Origin of the sequence: Vibrio sp. 2304 (assembly GCF_033339475.1) — a bacterium.
GTDB lineage: Bacteria > Pseudomonadota > Gammaproteobacteria > Enterobacterales > Vibrionaceae > Vibrio > Vibrio alginolyticus.
Genome location: NZ_JAWOUQ010000008.1, coordinates 202,269 through 219,250 on the forward strand (window position 1 = coordinate 202,269; position 16,982 = coordinate 219,250).

15 protein-coding genes are annotated in these 16,982 nt (G+C 44.9%); 9 read left to right on the top strand and 6 right to left on the bottom strand.

The window, feature by feature from the left end:
* The first annotated feature begins 1 nt into the window (after window position 1).
* On the top strand, window positions 2-616 hold the full coding sequence (locus R7P64_RS16895) for a tRNA-uridine aminocarboxypropyltransferase (protein ID WP_025766956.1): 615 nt from the start codon (window positions 2-4) through the stop codon (window positions 614-616).
* Window positions 617-622: 6 nt separating this feature from the next.
* Here the strand turns inward: R7P64_RS16895 and R7P64_RS16900 are convergent, their stop codons facing one another.
* The 3 genes from R7P64_RS16900 to R7P64_RS16910 all read right to left on the bottom strand — a co-directional run bounded on the left by R7P64_RS16900 (window position 623) and on the right by R7P64_RS16910 (window position 3,850).
* A complete protein-coding gene (locus tag R7P64_RS16900; protein ID WP_318123730.1) occupies window positions 623-1,945 on the bottom strand; it encodes an anti-phage deoxyguanosine triphosphatase in 1,323 nt (440 codons plus the stop codon).
* Window positions 1,946-1,960: 15 nt separating this feature from the next.
* The gene (yfbR, locus tag R7P64_RS16905; RefSeq protein WP_025766954.1) at window positions 1,961-2,545 is read right to left on the bottom strand and encodes a 5'-deoxynucleotidase; all 585 of its coding nucleotides are present in this window, start codon (window positions 2,543-2,545) and stop codon (window positions 1,961-1,963) included.
* 90 nt (window positions 2,546-2,635) lie between these two features.
* A complete protein-coding gene (locus R7P64_RS16910) occupies window positions 2,636-3,850 on the bottom strand; it encodes a pyridoxal phosphate-dependent aminotransferase (RefSeq protein WP_005384283.1) in 1,215 nt (404 codons plus the stop codon).
* Window positions 3,851-4,067: 217 nt separating this feature from the next.
* Here R7P64_RS16910 and R7P64_RS16915 point away from each other — a divergent pair, with 217 nt between their 5' ends.
* The 7 genes from R7P64_RS16915 (at window position 4,068) to R7P64_RS16945 (ending at window position 11,579) form a co-directional block, all read left to right on the top strand.
* Window positions 4,068-5,375 (top strand): isochorismate synthase MenF, encoded by a 1,308-nt coding sequence (locus R7P64_RS16915; RefSeq protein WP_033906881.1) that lies wholly within the window; start codon window positions 4,068-4,070, stop codon window positions 5,373-5,375.
* Complete coding sequence (gene menD, locus R7P64_RS16920) at window positions 5,372-7,090, top strand: 2-succinyl-5-enolpyruvyl-6-hydroxy-3-cyclohexene-1-carboxylic-acid synthase (RefSeq protein WP_213867087.1); 1,719 nt, start codon at window positions 5,372-5,374, stop codon at window positions 7,088-7,090. Before R7P64_RS16915 ends, menD begins: the two co-directional genes overlap by 4 nt.
* Window positions 7,077-7,904, top strand: coding sequence for a 2-succinyl-6-hydroxy-2,4-cyclohexadiene-1-carboxylate synthase (gene menH, locus R7P64_RS16925; RefSeq protein ID WP_213867088.1), 828 nt, complete (start codon window positions 7,077-7,079; stop codon window positions 7,902-7,904). The genes menD and menH overlap by 14 nt, the downstream gene beginning before the upstream one ends.
* Window positions 7,897-8,763 carry a 1,4-dihydroxy-2-naphthoyl-CoA synthase gene (gene menB, locus R7P64_RS16930; protein WP_009707163.1) on the top strand — a complete coding sequence of 289 codons (867 nt, stop codon included), beginning with the start codon at window positions 7,897-7,899 and terminating at the stop codon, window positions 8,761-8,763. The genes menH and menB overlap by 8 nt, the downstream gene beginning before the upstream one ends.
* A 125-nt stretch (window positions 8,764-8,888) precedes the next feature.
* Window positions 8,889-9,878 (top strand): o-succinylbenzoate synthase, encoded by a 990-nt coding sequence (gene menC / locus R7P64_RS16935; protein WP_213867089.1) that lies wholly within the window; start codon window positions 8,889-8,891, stop codon window positions 9,876-9,878.
* Complete coding sequence (gene menE / locus R7P64_RS16940) at window positions 9,863-11,290, top strand: o-succinylbenzoate--CoA ligase (protein WP_213867090.1); 1,428 nt, start codon at window positions 9,863-9,865, stop codon at window positions 11,288-11,290. The genes menC and menE overlap by 16 nt, the downstream gene beginning before the upstream one ends.
* Window positions 11,291-11,390: 100 nt before the next feature.
* Window positions 11,391-11,579, top strand: coding sequence for a hypothetical protein (locus tag R7P64_RS16945; RefSeq protein ID WP_005382314.1), 189 nt, complete (start codon window positions 11,391-11,393; stop codon window positions 11,577-11,579).
* Here the strand turns inward: R7P64_RS16945 and R7P64_RS16950 are convergent.
* The 3 genes from R7P64_RS16950 to R7P64_RS16960 all read right to left on the bottom strand — a co-directional run bounded on the left by R7P64_RS16950 (window position 11,576) and on the right by R7P64_RS16960 (window position 15,099).
* The gene (locus tag R7P64_RS16950; RefSeq protein ID WP_115385833.1) at window positions 11,576-12,505 is read right to left on the bottom strand and encodes a YeiH family protein; all 930 of its coding nucleotides are present in this window, start codon (window positions 12,503-12,505) and stop codon (window positions 11,576-11,578) included. The genes R7P64_RS16945 and R7P64_RS16950 overlap by 4 nt on opposite strands.
* 115 nt (window positions 12,506-12,620) lie before the next feature.
* Window positions 12,621-14,495 (bottom strand): MFS transporter, encoded by a 1,875-nt coding sequence (locus R7P64_RS16955; RefSeq protein ID WP_213867091.1) that lies wholly within the window; start codon window positions 14,493-14,495, stop codon window positions 12,621-12,623.
* A 13-nt stretch (window positions 14,496-14,508) separates the two neighbouring features.
* The gene (locus tag R7P64_RS16960; RefSeq protein ID WP_005382308.1) at window positions 14,509-15,099 is read right to left on the bottom strand and encodes a TetR/AcrR family transcriptional regulator; all 591 of its coding nucleotides are present in this window, start codon (window positions 15,097-15,099) and stop codon (window positions 14,509-14,511) included.
* Window positions 15,100-15,491: 392 nt separating this feature from the next.
* On the opposite strand from R7P64_RS16960, the gene R7P64_RS16965 reads away from it, so the two are divergent.
* Entirely contained in the window at window positions 15,492-16,364 is an 873-nt protein-coding gene (locus tag R7P64_RS16965) for a Tim44 domain-containing protein (protein WP_154204731.1), read from the top strand.
* Window positions 16,365-16,982: the final 618 nt, after the last annotated feature.

Here is a 16,982-nt window from a genome sequence, read left to right on the forward strand (position 1 = left end):
TATGTCTCGTTATTGTTCTCGTTGTGGAAAATCGCAAAAAGCGTGTATTTGCCAATGGATTGTACCGCTGGCAAGCGAGGTAGAACTTATCATTCTTCAGCACACGAGTGAAGAACATCGTCCGCTTGGTACGGCACGGATTCTCAATTTGAGTTTAGATAACTGTATTTGTTTGATAGGAGAGGACTTTTCTTGTGATGATGCCTTAAATCACTTATTAGCGGATGAGTCATATCAACATTTTGTTCTTTACCCATCAGAAGAGTCACGATGCATTTCTGAAATCACTCAAGCGAGTCATAGTGTATCTAAGAAAATACGTTTGATTTTGCTCGATGGTACGTGGAAAAAAGCGTACAAAATGTGGCAACTCTCAAGCAACTTACATCCACTCCCAACCGTGCAGTTGCCTAAGCAACTACAAGGGCACTACACCATTCGTAAGGCGCCCTCTGAGAATAGCTTATCGACAGTCGAGGCTGGTTATCATTCGCTTCGCTTGCTTGAACCCGAGCGAGACTTTACACCGCTGATGCGTGCGTTTGAAAAGATGATCGAATTCCAAATCGCCCAGATGCCTCCGGGCGTTTTTGAAAAGAATTACTTGAAAGGTTGAGTGTTACTAAAGAACGATGGAAGAGAAAAGTTGGCGGTGTAGCTTTTGCGCGTGACCATCGGTCATTGCAGAAATATAATCGGCGATGACCCTCATCTTATTGCTCTCTCTCTTCGCCTGACACCACAGATCTTTTGTATGAACGGGTAGTAATCGCTCTGGGTCTGCTGTTAACGCTTCAAAAATATCCATAATAATTTGCTGACCCTTATACTCAACGATCTGGACCTGCGGGACTTGGATAACGAAGGTGCTGACAAAGTGCTTGAGTACGTCAAGTGCACGTGCCATCTGTGGTTCTAAACACGCATTCCAAGACAGTAACGGGTTATTAAACGGCTCATCCACCGCTTTGATTGAAATGCTGGTCAGTAGCGCGTGAACCATACCACCGATGGCATCTTTCCGCTCATGGTGCTTCCCGCTAAATAGCATCTGTCCGATGGAATCGATATGAGCTTCAAACCACGGGTCGCCACAGTCCGCTAATTGACTTGCTGCGCCTTCTTGCCATTGCTGACGTGTCACCATACCAAGTACGATTGCATCTTCTAAATCATGAACACCGTAGGCGATATCATCTGCTAGCTCCATGATTGAGCAATCGATTGATTTAAAACGCGTTTTACTGTGTTCAAACTCCGATTCTGGCGTTGAACGCATCAGACTAAGCAATGCCTTGTCGTTGTCAGAAAGCGGTGCAATTACCCAATCAAATAAGTCTTTATCACAATCATAAATGCCTTTAGCTGGGCTCCAATCTTTTGCTTTTAGTTTACGTTGATGCTCGGCTGGTTGAGGCAACTTGACGGAGCGTGTTTGACTAATGAGGGCAGGGTACTTAATCAAACCAAGCAGTGTGCGGCGTGATAAATTCATTCCGAAATGCTCGGTATAAGGCTCTAACTTAGTGACGATACGAAAGGTTTGGGCGTTCCCCTCGAAGCCGCCATGTTCGCGCATTACGTAGTTTAGAGCGACTTCTCCCCCATGACCGTATGGAGGATGCCCGATGTCGTGCGCCAAACATAATGAATCAATTAAGCTGTCTGATGGTAATAGATCGCGGAACTCTGGCTGTTTTTTCTTTAACTGGGCGACGATACCGGTCCCGAGTTGCGACGCTTCTAAGGAGTGTGTTAACCGGCTGCGGTGAAAGTCTTCCAAGCTATTGCCGTGTACTTGGGTTTTTGCTTGTAGGCGTCGAAATGCAGCCGAGTGAAGAATGCGCGCTCGGTCTCGTTGGTACGGGCTCCGATGGTCGTCTCGACGGATTTTATGCTCATCATCATGGCGCTCTTGCCATTGCGGGTGTAATTCAAACGACACGATTATCTCCGTAAGCTAACTGATTTCATCTAACGATAATTCGAAACTTGGGGCAAAGGTATTGAGAAAGTAATCCATTTCAGGCGTTCTGCGTTCTTGCAAAGTGACGTCTAAGCGTTTTTTTGCCAGAGCGAACTCATGGTTGCCGGCGCTTAGTTCTTCGAGACATTTTAAATAGGCACAGATGGAATCGGCTTGCTTAACGATTTTTGCGTCCTCTTCGTGAGCAGAGTGAGAAAGAAGATAGGGGGCAAAGTCATCTTGGAACTCTTCCGGTAACATTGAGAGTAATTTTTGCTCCGCTGCCGATTCTATCTTCTTATATTCTTTGGCAATTTCAGGGTTGTAATACTTCACTGGAGTCGGAAGATCACCCGTTAATACTTCACTGGAGTCATGGTACATGGCAAGAATCGCGATGCGTTCTGGATTAAGGTTGCCGCCGAACTTTTTGTTTTTAATGAGGGCAAGGGCATGAGCGACAAAAGCAACTTGTAAGCTATGCTCTGAAACGTTTTCTGGTGAGACGGACCGCATTAAAGGCCAGCGTTGGATCAGCTTCATTCGAGCCAGGTGGGCGAAAAAATGGCTTTCTTTCATGGCTTTCTCCGTTTCTGGTGTAAAAAAGGAACTCACTAGGAGTTCCTCTAAGCATATGAGAGATCAGCACTAATTACTACCAGTGATTCATTACTGGCTGTAGGTTGATAGGAATCTTTCAAAACGTCCAATGGCGATTTCTAGATCTTCAACGTGCGGTAGTGTCACGATGCGGAAGTGGTCTGGTTTTGGCCAGTTAAAGCCGGAACCTTGCACCAGTAAGACTTTCTCTTGTTTTAAGAAATCTAAAACCATCTGTTGATCGTTCTTGATGTTGTACATTTTAGTGTCGATTTTCGGGAAGAGGTACATCGCACCCTTAGGTTTGACACAAGAAACACCAGGAATCTGATTGATCAGTTCATACGCTCGGTTGCGCTGCTCTAATAAGCGTCCGCCAGGTAAAATCAGTTCATTAATACTCTGGTATCCACCTAACGCGGTTTGAATCGCATGCTGCATTGGTACGTTTGCGCATAAACGCATCGATGAAAGCAGCTCCAAGCCATTCACGTACCCTTGAGCCAGATGTTTAGGCCCCGTTAAGAACATCCAGCCACCACGGAAACCACAAACACGGTAGGCTTTTGAAAGGCCATTGAATGTCATGACTAGCACGTCTTCAGTGAGTGTGGCGACTGAGGTATGTGTTGCACCGTCGTACAACACTTTGTCGTAGATCTCATCTGCGAAAATGATCAGTTTGTGCTGGCGTGCTATCTCAATCACTTCAAGTAGGAAGTCACGGCTGTATACCGCACCTGTCGGGTTGTTCGGGTTGATCAGAACAATGCCACGTGTCTTTGGTGTGATTTTCTTTTTGATGTCTTCAAGGTCTGGGTACCAGTCAGCCTCTTCATCACATAGATAATGAACCGGCTTACCACCAGATAGTGCAACTGAAGCTGTCCATAACGGATAGTCTGGTGCTGGGATCAGCATTTCGTCGCCATTGTTTAATAGCGCTTGCATGGCCATTACGATCAACTCAGACACGCCGTTACCTACATACACATCTTCGACATCTAGCGAGCGTATACCTTTACGCTGATAGTGTTGGACCACAGCTTTACGAGCAGAGTAAATACCTTTGGAATCACAATAGCCTTGAGAAGTCGGCAGATTACGAATCACGTCGACTAAAATCTCATCAGGGGCGTCAAAACCAAATGGGGCAGGGTTACCAATGTTTAGCTTTAGGATTTTATGCCCTTCTTCCTCCATGCGCTTAGCATGTTTGAGTACAGGACCCCTAATGTCGTAGCAGACATTGTCGAGTTTTGACGACATCCCGATATTTTGCATTGTTTAATTCCTAAAAATTCGTTAATTTCTTTATTAAAATACAATAATTTGTTTTTTATTAGAATATATATCTGTAAATAATCTGTCTGCTGGTTAAGTTTTGCTCGCTTGCTATCACAGGATTTTGCAAAAGATCGCATACGACCTTGATTTGCTTTGGGTCTAAACTTAGAGTAGCCGTCAGTTACCATTTATCCTCACATACAACGAGGTTGATTTGTCACAGTTCCATCAAGCCGTAAAGAGAATTATCGAGCGAGTTCAGCAATCGGAAGGCAATCAAACACGTCTGGTCGAGCCCCTTAGCGAGAAACCTAATTTCTCATTTATTGATTGGCTTGATGCACAACCACTTTTCCCTAAGTTTTATTGGCAGTCCCGCGATACACGTGAAGAGGTCGTTGCACTAGGGCAATTGCACGCTTTTGTTGAGCCAGGTCCTGCTTATACCATTCTAGGTGAAGGGCAAAGAGTCTGGGGCGGGCGCTCTTTTGATGGACAGCATGAGAAGAATCGTCGCTGTATGCCTTCTTTTTTCTTTTTGCCTCAAATTGAGTTAATTCGTTTTGACCAACAGTGGTCTCTCGCAGTTAATATTTCAGAAGACAAAGCGCGAACTCTAGCTGGGTTGAATAAACTGGTTTGTGAGGTCGCGACCTTAGCTCCAATTTCGTCTCACATCCGCTCTATTGTTCATACGCCAAGTCAGCCTCAATGGAATGAGTTAGTTCATAAGGTTCTGACTGGTATAGAGAATGATGATTTTAAGAAAGTGGTTTTAGCGCGTCGCTCTACCGTGCAGCTTGATAACACATTAAGTGCTGCACAGCTACTTAAAGCAAGTTACTTAAATAACCATCATAGCTTCCATTTCATGCTGAGCTTAGACAGTAAGCACAGTTTTATGGGGTCTACGCCAGAACGTTTGTATTCTCGCGTAGGGCATGAGCTACATACCGAAGCGTTAGCAGGTACGATTGGTCGGGGAGACAATGCCACTCAAGATATGGAGTTGGCGAATTGGTTATCCCAAGACCAAAAGAACCTCAACGAAAACCAGTATGTGGTGGACGACATCATTGACCGTCTATCACCGCATTCTGAAATGGTTGAAGTGGAAGCTGAACCGAGTTTGGTCAGACTACGAAAAGTGCAGCACCTTAAGCGAAATATTCACGCTAGTCTAAGAGCGGGGATAAATGGTGTTCAGTTGTTATCGGCGCTTCAGCCAACAGCGGCGGTTGCTGGCTTACCCCGACAAGAGTCCATGCAGTTTATTCTTGATAATGAGCCGTTTGCACGCGGCTGGTATGCAGGCTCTATGGGTTACATCAGCCATGAGCGTGCAGAGTTTTGTGTCGCAATCAGAAGTGCGCTTGTGCTCGGTGAGCAAGTACAACTGTTTGCGGGCGCAGGGATTGTTCCAGGCTCCATTGCAGAACATGAGTGGGCAGAACTTGATAAGAAAATGTCGACGTTACTTACGCTGATTTCTGATCATCCGCCATTGGGAGTCGCATCATGAGTCATGACCAAGCGGTGCTCAATCGAGTTTGGTCAGAAACCATATTGATTGAGCTTCAGCGATTTGGCGTTAAGCATGTTTGTATCGCTCCCGGATCTCGTTCTACGCCTTTAACTTTAGAAGCGGCAGAACAGTCCGACTTTTCCATTCATACTCATTTTGATGAGCGTGGATTGGGCTTTATGGCTCTTGGTTTAGCGAAAGCTACTCAGGAACCCGTGGCAATTATCGTTACCTCTGGTACGGCAGTGGCGAACTTATTACCGTCGGTTGCCGAAGCCAAACTTACTGGTGAAAAACTGGTGCTGCTGACAGCAGATCGTCCAGTAGAACTTGTCGGCTGTGGTGCAAACCAAGCGATAAATCAATTGGGTATTTTTTCACATCATGTTTCGGCCAGTTTGAATTTACCAAGCCCAAATTTAGCAACGTCGCTTAACTGGTTGCTGACCTCTGTTGACGAAGTGATGTTTACTCAGCAATTGCAGGGTAGTGCCGTTCATATTAATTGTGCATTTCCAGAGCCTTTGTATTCCAACGGCGCAAAAGCGGATTATCAAACCTACTTAGATTCGGTCGCCGGATGGCGAAAAGGAAGCGGCACTTATACTCAGCGTTTTAGCCATTTGTCACAGGCGAACATCCTGCCTTTTTCAGACAAAAAAGGCTTGGTTGTGATTGGCAGCTTACCGCTTGAACAAGCGAAGTCGGCGCAGGCATTTGCACAAAAGATGGGATGGCCAGTACTTGCAGACCCGCAAAGTGGTCTCAGTTCGGATTGGGCGTATTACGATGTATGGCTTCAACTTCCCGAGTTCGCAAACGAGCTTGAATCTTGTGAACTTATTATCCAATTTGGTAGCCGAATCATCTCCAAACGTTTGAACCAATGGATTGATAAACAAGTATCGAAAAATCAACAAAGTAAAGACGTTCAGTATTGGTATGTCTCACCTTGTATGGACCGGAATAACCAAAATCATCTGGCGCAAATGCACTGGGTTGAGCCTCCTAAAACGTGGGTTTCTCGCATTAGTTTTGAGAAGTCAATATTTGCTGGGTGGGCTGATAGGTTAGCGAATGACGTTAAGCGAGTTCATCAACGTATCGAAGAAGCCTTCCTATCTGATTCAGCGTCTGCCATTGACGAAATTGCGTTGGCAGCAGACATCAACGAGCGCACAAAGAACGTAGATGTTTTCTTGGGTAATAGCTTGTTTGTTCGGCTTGTTGATATGTACGGAAAATTGGATGGTGTAGAGGTTTTCACTAATCGAGGCGCATCAGGGATTGACGGTTTGTTTGCTGCGGCATCAGGCGTGCAACGGGCAAGAGGTAATCCGTTACTGATGTATATCGGTGACACAGCAGCACTTTATGATCTCAATTCTCTGGCGCTATTTTCTCACAATAAACTGCCGGCGGTACTTGTTGTTACTAATAATGACGGCGGTGCGATTTTTGATATGTTGCCAGTACCACCAGAGCGCAGGACGACATATTATCAAATGCCTCATGGTTATCAGTTTGAACACGCGGCAAAGCAGTTTGGTTTGGCGTATTTGCATGTTTCTACACTGGAGCAATTCCAATCATCTGTAAAAGAGCATTTATGTCACCGCCAAGGCACGTTGCTGGTCGAGGTTCAAACCCTATCTAACCAAGCTGCTGAGACACTCAAGGCATTTAATAAGAGTCTGAATGCTTTACTTTGAACGTTTCCCTGTATTAGAAAAACACCAAAGTAGAACGTTGCCCACTTTGGTGTTTTTGCATGGCTTGCTTGGTAGCGGTGAAGATTGGCAAGCGTGTATCAACGCGTTACCCGAGTATGAACGTGTTACGGTTGACCTCCCTGGTCATGGGCACAGCCAATCTATTTCTTGCAGCGATCTGAATGATTGCTGCAAACTTCTTGGTTCCACACTATCTTTATTATTTCCCTCACAACAACCACTTATTTTGATTGGTTACTCTATGGGCGGCCGCATTGCGATGCATGGTATTGCCCATCAATGCTTTCCAGATCTCAATATTGCGGGCGCGATTGTTGAAGGGGGAAACTTCGGGCTTCAAACTGAGTCAGAGAAACAGGTGAGATTAGAGAATGATGCTCGCTGGGCAATGCGTTTCAAAACTGAACCACTTGAACGTGTTTTGAACGATTGGTACCAACAAGCGGTGTTTTCTTCACTAAACCATGAGCAAAGACAAACATTCATTGCGAAGCGAAGTGATAATCTTGGCTCAGCGGTGGCGAATACGTTGATGGCGACATCGTTAGCCAAACAGGCATATTTGTTGCCCTCACTGCAAAAGCAGAACATACCAGTGTATTACTTGTGTGGTGAGAAAGACCAAAAATTTAGCCAACTGGCACAACGTAGCGGGTTGGCGTATCGACAAGTTGAAGGCGCTGGTCATAACGTCCATCAAGAGCAGCCCAAACAGTTTGCGATACATATCAAGCAAATAATTCAGTCTCACTTTGGTGAGAGTAACGAGAACAATGGGAATCACCATGGCTAAAACAGTAGGCATTTCTGAAGAAGAACTTTACGCTCCGGTTCAATGGAAAGATTGCAGCGAGAAATACGAGGACATTCATTATCACAAGTCTGTAGATGGTATCGCGAAAATCACTATTGCACGTCCTCAAGTGCGTAACGCGTTTCGTCCTCAAACGGTAAAAGAGATGATTGATGCGTTGGCAGATGCACGCTACGACTCTGGTGTTGGCGTGATCATTCTGACAGGTCTAGGTGAAGACGCATTCTGTTCTGGTGGCGACCAGAAGATCCGTGGCGACTACGGCGGCTATAAAGACGACCAAGGTACACACCACCTAAACGTATTGGACTTCCAACGTGATATTCGTACTTGTCCCAAACCAGTGATCGCATCTGTAGCTGGTTGGGCTGTGGGCGGTGGTCATGTACTGCACATGATGTGTGACCTAACGATTGCAGCTGACAACGCTCAATTTGGTCAAACAGGCCCTAAAGTGGGTTCATTTGACGGAGGTTGGGGCGCATCTTACATGGCTCGTATCGTAGGCCAAAAGAAAGCTCGCGAAATTTGGTTCCTATGTCGTTTCTACAATGCTCAAGAAGCAGTAGACATGGGCCTAGTAAACACAGTTGTACCACTAGCGGATCTAGAGAAAGAAACCGTTCGTTGGTGTCGTGAAGTACTACAGCACAGCCCAATGGCATTGCGCTGCCTGAAAGCTGCATTAAACGCAGATTGTGATGGTCAAGCGGGTCTGCAAGAGCTAGCGGGTAACGCAACGATGATGTTCTACATGACTGATGAAGGCCAAGAAGGTCGTAACGCCTTTAACGAGAAGCGTCGCCCAGACTTCGATAAATTCCCTCGCAACCCATAATCCGTCTAAATGAGGAGCGTGTTAGCTCCTCTGTTCCTTTTTTCCTGAGCGCCTCGCCCTCTGGGAGGCTGGTGGGATTGCTCGTCAGAACGCTCAAATATACGGCATTACATAGGACTTGAATTATGCGTGAAGCGAAAATTTATCGTTATAGCTTGCCCATGGATAGTGGTGTCATCCTACGTGACAACAAGCTAACCGAACGTGTTGGTTATGTTGTTGCGCTTTCCGAAGATGGTAAAACAGGGTTTGGAGAAGTCGCTCCTCTTCCTGGTTTTAGCTTAGAGAGCACCGAAGATGCGGGTGTTCAGCTACAAGAACAGGCGGAGCGTTGGGTAGCAGAGTTGGATGTGGATTATGCCAATATGTACCCGTCGGTTGCGTTTGGTTTATCGATGGCACAGCTTGAATTAGCTGGTGGCTTACCACAACAAGGTAAATACCAAACAGCGCCACTATGCACTGGCGACCCAGATGAGCTCATTCCAAAGCTGAACGAAATGGAAGGTGAGAAAGTCGCTAAGGTGAAAGTTGGACTTTATGAGCCAATTCGCGATGGCATGCTTGTGAACCTTTTTCTTGAATCAATCCCTCAATTAACGCTTCGACTCGATGCCAATCGCGCTTGGACACCAGAAAAAGCGCAGCAGTTCGCTAAGTACATTGCCCCGTCTCTGCGTCAACGAATCACGTTTCTAGAAGAGCCGTGCCGCTCTCCTGGCGATAGTCTCTCTTTTGCGATTAATACTGGTATTGCTATCGCTTGGGATGAAACATTGCAAGATGCGGTTCGTCGTGAAGATTTCCGTCTTGAAGATCTAACTGGTGTGAAAACGATCATCATCAAACCCACACTCATTGGTTCAGTGGATTTTTGTATTACACTGATAGAGAAAGCGAAGTCACTGGGGATGAAAGCAGTGATTAGCTCGAGCATTGAATCCAGTCTCGGTTTAACTCAATTAGCGCGCTTTGCCCAATGGCAGCTGCCTGATGAAGTTCCAGGTTTGGATACGATTGGCTTATTCAAAGCTCAGCTAGAGCAGGGCTGGCCTAAGTGTGAACTTCCCGTTCTTCCTCTAAAAGACCAGGAGATTGTGTGGCATTCTGCGTAGACAATATTGCGAAGGCACCATGGAAATATTGGGCTCAAACGAGCCCTTTTTCTATTGCACTCAAGACATCAACAGAAGTATTAAACTGGCAACAACTCTCGAAGCGTATTGACCAATACACTCACTATTTGAATGACTTGGGTGTAACTCGGGGGGATGTGCTGACTTTGGTTGGCAAGAACCAAGTAGAAACACTGTTGTTTTATCTTGCCTCCAAACAGTTAGGCGCGCTCGCTGCGCTGACCATGGAACAACCACTAGATAAGTTGCAGGGTAAGCTTGCTACACTTTACAGGCCTGATCAAACTCGGTTTATCTGGTTTTCTCAGGAGTGCGCTTCGACCTTTTCTGAACATGATATACAAAAACTCAAGGCAACATTGCTTTCACCGCCTGTAGTATCACAGCAAGAGAGTGATTCGTTGACTGAAGATAGCTATCATCATGACCGGCTAGCTTCAGTAGTATTTACTTCTGGCTCTACAGGGGAGCCTAAAGCTGTGGTTCATACACATCGACAGCATCTTGCGTCTGCAGAGGGCTTGTTGCAGGAGTTCATTTTCACTCAGCAAGATGCTTGGCTATTATCGCTTCCGCTGTATCACGTCTCTGGATTAGCGATTGTCTATCGTTGGCTATATGTCGGAGCAACACTAAAAGTCGGTTCAGGGAAACTTGTTGATGATATTCAGGGCGTATCACACGCTTCTTTGGTTGCGACTCAGCTCAAACGGTTATTGGATGATGATGCACATTTGTCATTGACACATGTGCTACTGGGCGGCAGCCACGTTGATCACGAGTTGGCACTACGAGCAACAGGGCAAGGCATTGAGACATGGTTAGGTTATGGGATGACGGAGGCGGCCTCTACCGTTACCGCAAAGAGAATTGACAGCACCAGTAATGCTGGACATGTATTGAAGCACCGTAAGATAAAATTAGTTGACCAACGCATTTTTGTTGGCGGTAAGACATTAGCGGCAGGGTATTTCCATCAAGGACATGTTACCCCATTTCTGGATGAGAAAGGCTGGTTTGACAGCAAAGATCTTGGCGAGTGGCAAGGTGATGAATTAAAGATAATCGGCCGTGCCGACAATCAGTTTATCTCTGGTGGTGAGAATATCCATTGTGAAGAGATTGAAGCCGCTTTGAACCAAATTGATGGTGTAGTGCAGAGTATAGTGGTTCCAGTCGAAGACGCGGAGTTTGGTCATAGACCAGTAGCTGTTATTCAGACCAATGGATTGCGCAGCAAGTCGGAGTATGACCAGCACTTGCAATCAAAGTTAGAGAAGTTTAAATGGCCAGTGGAATACCATGTAATGCCACAAACTCTACTAGAAGGTGGGATCAAAATTTCACGTAAGGCTGTGAAAGAGTGGCTGCTGTCATCACTTCAGCATTAGTCAATTTTGCTATGTATTAGTCATAAAGAGAATTTCGTATCCTTATAACTCTGAATCATAATTATGCTTCTTCGTGGAGATAAAATGCATAAGGTTCAGGATGGCAAAGCTAGTTTTAATTGCGGCAGTAGCACTACAAATTGGTATCGCGATAAGTAGTGAAGGGCTAGCCCGCTCTCTTGCAGAGCTAACGGCATTTTTGATCGCTATTGCGTTGGTCGTTATATACAAAAATAGCAAACGGGAAATGCCGTCCCCTCAACGCGATAAGCAGACCACCAATATCTAAAACAGTAACCAACTTAGAGAAGTGGTCGAAATTAACACCCACAGAGTCACACCAAACAACAGCGGCTTAGCTCCAGCTGACTTTAGTTTTGAAATTGAAATGCTGCAACCTATCAAGAACAGACAAACAACCAACGCTTGCTTTGCTCCAATGAAAATGCCGTGATAGACCATTTCAAATTGAGGAAAAAAGTCGCTAAACGCGATAGCTGCACAGTACCAAAAAATGAAATAAGGGATAGCTAGTTTTTTCTTTCCATTCTCTTTTTGGCCTCTTGAAAAGATGACGGCACTGATCAAAGCAACAGGAATGATCCATAAAGCGCGCGCGAGTTTCAATGTTGTTGCCGTCGTTAGTGCTTCTTCCCCATAGGCCGAGGCAGCCCCGACAACAGAAGATGTGTCATGAATGGCAATCGCAGCCCATGTGCCAAACGTGTGTTGATCTAGCCCTAAAGCATGTCCAATCACAGGAAACACAAAGAGTGCAATGGAGTTCAGGACAAATACCGTTGCCAGTGCTAATCCAATCTGCTCGTCTTTAGCTTTAATCGCCGGTGCCACAGCAGCAATTGCGCTACCACCACAAATTGCAGTACCTGATGAGATTAAGTAAGCGGTTACTCGCTCCAATTTAATTACCCTGGCAATGAGAGTGCCCATGATCAGTGTGCCTGTAATAGTGGCGATGATCAGGCCGATACCATCCGATGTGACTGTAAGCGCTTGCTCAAAGTTGATGCCAAAGCCTAAGCCAATAATCGAGTAAGACAGCAGCTTTTTAGTAAAAGAAGCGATGGGCAGCTCGGAAGGCACAAAACCAAAACTTGCGAGTAGAAAACCGATAACTAGAGCAATGGGAGAGGAGGCAAGGGGGGTTAAACAAAAAAGTAACGCCAATCCAAACAGGAGGTAGTTTCTATTCAAGGTTTTTATTCGCTGTTGTGAATGAAAGGGAGAGTATATCGCACTGGGTGTGGTCAGTTTGTCTTAATGATTTGAACACATGTTCAGTTATCCTAAACATGTGTTCAAGTGTATTTTATCGCCAGTCGCCTCTGAGTTGATGCACTTTATCGAACATTGTTTTTGCCGTTGCCTCATTTGGTGGCACCGGTTGTCCTGCCTCAATTTCTAGCTTTGACCAAAATCGAGTCGGTAAGCCACAGCATGCGCGACCTTTTGCGCGGCTGAAATAGCTTCCCCATAAGCCTTTAAGTGCAACAGGTATGACGGGTACTGGGCTACGACGTAGAATGATATCAATACCTCGCATGAATTCATTCATTTCACCATCTGAAGTTAATCTTCCTTCAGGGAAAATACAGACGATATGACCTTCGCTTAGCGCGGCTTCCACATCGTTAAATGCACGTCTGATAGAGCTTCTGTTACTCGCTGAAATTGGAATTACCCCAGTTCGACGTAAAAAGCGCCTTAATGGAGGTAGGTTGGCGTAATCTTCCTCCATCACAAAACGAATCAACCTTGGGCATACTGCACTAAGTAGCAATGCATCCATGTAGCTTACATGATTACATACAATCAATGCACCACCATGCTCGGGTAGGTTGTGTAGATTCTTATGCTTAACTCGATAGATGGTGTGCGTAAGCATCCACATGACCAAGCGAACAACAAAAATAGGAATTTGCAAAAAGATGTAAGCGGCGACTAAGAAATTTAAAATGGCTAACAATGCAAACAGTTGAGGAATTGTCATCTTGATTACACTTAGGCACACAATACCTAAGACAGCGCTGCCGACCATAAACAGAGAGTTAAAGATGTTGAGCCCTGCGATGACTTGAGCACGTTCGGTTTCCTTCGCTCGATGCTGCATTAATGCGTAAAGAGGCACGATAAACAAACCGCCCGAAGCGCCAATCATCAATAGGTAGAAAAATAATGGCCAAAAAGGCTCATATCTAAAGAAGTCTACAAAGTTATGGAAAGTAGGTAGATCATTGGGAATGGAAGTGGCCATTAGGTACCCAAATACCGTAATGCCAAAGGCACCAATTGGCACAATACCGACTTCGATACGATGGTTTGAGATCCAATTGCAAAGTAGCGACCCTAGCGCGATACCAATGGAAAATAGAGCGAGCAAGAAAGACACCGCACTCTCGGTGCCATTTAGGTAAATCTTAGTGAAATTCGGAAATTGTGTTAGATATGCGGCGCCTAAAAACCAAAACCAGCTTATTGCCATTATGCATTGAAAAACAACTCGATCGGATTTGGCGATAGAGAGCGTGTGTTTGGTTTGCTTGTATGGTTGCCAACGAAAAGAGAGATTGGGCGCGCTGGCTGCAGCAAAGGGGATTGAGCGGCTCGACAAGTAGCCTAACAATGCGAAGATCACGACACAAAATGCGGCAAGGTATTTTGCGTTGTCTGCAGAGGCTATAATCCCAGCGCCTAAGGTGCCAATAAGGATGGCGATAAAGGTACCAGCTTCAACAAGAGCGTTGCCGGGCACTAACTCTTTAGCATTTAACTTTTGAGGCAAAAGGGCATATTTAACTGGGCCAAAAAATGCTGACTGTGTGCCCATTAAAAACAGTAGCAATAAAAGCACACCATAACTTTCGGTTATGAATCCGATGGCACCCAACAGCATGATGGCTATTTCAAATAGTTTGACCTTACGAATAAACCATGACTTTTCATATTTGTCGGCTAATACGCCAGCGGAAGCAGAGAACAGAAAGAACGGTAGAATGAACAAGCCTGCCGCAAGGTTGATGAACAAATTGCTCGAAATAGGCAGTGCACTGGAGCTCGCGAATGCGACAAACAACAGCAAAACGTTTTTAAAAATATTGTCGTTGAAAGCGCCAAAAAACTGAGTAATGAAATAGGGCAGGAACTTTCTCTGCGTAAGTAACGACGGCTGTCTGTCGGATGACATGGATAATCCTTTGCTACCAGTTCGTGAGATAGTTAGAAAGAAGATTACTGATCAACTCTTTGCCATCAATCGGTTCACTAGAGAAAAACTTATCATCAACACTGAGTAAAGTAATGCCATGTACGCCAGACCAAAGGACTCGACTCGCTTGAATCACTTCGGATTCAGTACGATGTGGTGCGATTTGAGCCAATAGTGACTCTAGCATTCCCGTCATACCATCGATACGTTTGGCATGCCATTCCGGAAGTTCTGCTCCATTCATGTTGTGTTCGAACACTAACTGCCAACGGTATGGGTGTTTTTGAGCAAAATCGTGGTAGCAATAAGCGAGTTCAAAAAGCGCTTGATGGGAGTCTTTGCTGTCATTAGTCGCTTTGCGTGCTTCTTGAGATAACTCATCTAAAGTTTGAGCGACAACATGAAGCAGTAGCAAATTATAATTACCAAAAACATTTACCAATGTGCTTGGCACGTAACCAATCATGTTAGCGATTTTACGAAGACTGAGTTCGTGGTAAGAATTCTCATCTAAAAAGTTTTTGACCGTTGTTAACGTCAAATTCACTAACTCTTCTCGGGTGTGATCGTTTCTGCGCGCCATACTCTCAAACTACTTTATTGAACATCGTTCAATATGATAGTCAGCTACCTATTAACCGTCAACAAGGCAATGTGTCCAAGTGCCCTCAAGGTGTAGGATTCTGAGCTGTGTCACTGATTCTAATTCAAGTAAAACAATCTGGAGTATTAGTGAACTTATTCCATACTTTTTTTACATTGATCAAGCGCCTTCAGCTGAATTGTAAGCAGTGTGAGCAGTCTGCATTTTTGGCAATATTCTGATACATGTCAGCTTCTATAAGCTATTTTCATCAATCGGTATACAGAGTATGATGACTTAAAAATCATCTTTGGCGTGCTACTGTTTGAAACAACGATTGTTTCGTCTTGAAAATGGGGCACTATCTTAGATAGCTAACTTTAAGGATAACGATGAAACGTTTATTTTCTATTGTTGCTTTATTGATGTTTACTGTTGCTGTAACGCCTATCGCGGAAGCGAAGAAGTTTGGTGGCAGTAAGTCTTTCGGTAAGAGCTACAAAACTGCACCAGCACCGAAACAACAGCAACAAAACACCAATACGGTCGGCAAAGATCAGACGACAAAGTCTTCAAGTAAGAAAGGCCTTATGGGTGGTCTGCTAGGCGGACTTCTTGCTGGTGGTCTACTTGCTGCATTCTTTGGCGGTGCTTTTGAAGGTATCCAGTTTATGGATATCCTAATTATTGGTTTGATTGCCTTTGTCATCTTTAAACTAATGCGCGGTATGCTAGGTGCGAAGCAGGGCAGTATGAACCAGCATCGTCAACAGCCTGCATTTGGTGGCAACGCATCTAAGTTTGAGCAACCAAACATGCAAAACTTTGAGCAACAACCAAACACAAATAATGGTGGCTTTGGTGGTTTTGGCGCTCAAACAGACGTACCACATAACTACCCACCGGGTTTTGACCAAGCAGCGTTCATTAATGGTTCTCGTGAACACTATCGAATCCTGCAAGGTGCGTGGAATCACAACCAGCTAGAAACTATTGAAGAATATGTTTCTCCAAGCTTGTTTGAAGACCTAAAAGCAGAGCGCGCGAAGCTCGACGGTGAGCAGCATACTGACGTAATGTACGTTGATGCGGAGATCGTCCGCGCTGATTACGATGCAAATAAAGCACAGCTTAGTCTGCAGTTTAGCGGTCGTTACCGTGACACAGTAGAAGGTGTTGAAGAAGAAATCGAAGATATCTGGCACCTAGAGCGTGACTTGACTGCGCCTAGTGCGCCATGGTTAATCGTTGGTATTCAAGGCTAGTCACCTTTAAACCAATTTAGTCACTAGTAAAAATCCCGCATCCCCTGCGGGATTTTTTGTATCTATCATTTATATTTCTTGTACGTGTTTTTATACAAACATCACTAATTGAGTCCGTTTGGTAATTTTGCGAGCCCACTTTTTCTAGTAAGTCCTCAAGTGTTTTCCTATTTATATTGAACATTCATATTAAGGCCATACGAACTAACAAAATCAAAATAGCTAGTACATTGTTTGTAGGGTAAAGATCTGCTCCTCAGCCTTTTGTTTGTGGAGTTTCACATGGGGTTGGTTGCTTTAGTGAGATTGAGTATAGGTTATACCAATCGTAGTAAATAACTGGTCATTCTAGCTTGTTAAAATACTCGATAACTGCGCCTTGTTCTCAAGCATTTTCCCTACGCTATTTCTGATCACTTATTTACTGTGATAGGTATTCAATCGAGCAGAGTTTCGGTTAGGAGTGAAAGGTTCGTTGTAGTAGGACTATGCTATCAAGATCCTGAAACGAAAAAAGCCAGCTCAATGAGCTGGCTTCTTCAATATGGTGGAGGGGGACGGATTCGAACCATCGAAGGCAGTGCCGGCAGATTTACAGTCTGCTCCCTTTGGCCACTC

Bases quoted from the DNA above. Each gene is read 5' to 3' on its own strand.
- yfbR (WP_025766954.1), bottom strand. From the start codon at position 2,545: ATGAAAGAAAGCCATTTTTTCGCCCACCTGGCTCGAATGAAGCTGATC.
- R7P64_RS16955 (WP_213867091.1), bottom strand. From the start codon at position 14,495: ATGTCATCCGACAGACAGCCGTCGTTACTTACGCAGAGAAAGTTCCTG.
- menB (WP_009707163.1), top strand. From the start codon at position 7,897: ATGGCTAAAACAGTAGGCATTTCTGAAGAAGAACTTTACGCTCCGGTT.
- menC (WP_213867089.1), top strand. From the start codon at position 8,889: ATGCGTGAAGCGAAAATTTATCGTTATAGCTTGCCCATGGATAGTGGT.
- menD (WP_213867087.1), top strand. From the start codon at position 5,372: ATGAGTCATGACCAAGCGGTGCTCAATCGAGTTTGGTCAGAAACCATA.
- R7P64_RS16960 (WP_005382308.1), bottom strand. From the start codon at position 15,099: ATGGCGCGCAGAAACGATCACACCCGAGAAGAGTTAGTGAATTTGACG.
- R7P64_RS16945 (WP_005382314.1), top strand. From the start codon at position 11,391: ATGGCAAAGCTAGTTTTAATTGCGGCAGTAGCACTACAAATTGGTATC.
- R7P64_RS16965 (WP_154204731.1), top strand. From the start codon at position 15,492: ATGAAACGTTTATTTTCTATTGTTGCTTTATTGATGTTTACTGTTGCT.
- menH (WP_213867088.1), top strand. From the start codon at position 7,077: ATGCTTTACTTTGAACGTTTCCCTGTATTAGAAAAACACCAAAGTAGA.
- R7P64_RS16910 (WP_005384283.1), bottom strand. From the start codon at position 3,850: ATGCAAAATATCGGGATGTCGTCAAAACTCGACAATGTCTGCTACGAC.
- R7P64_RS16895 (WP_025766956.1), top strand. From the start codon at position 2: ATGTCTCGTTATTGTTCTCGTTGTGGAAAATCGCAAAAAGCGTGTATT.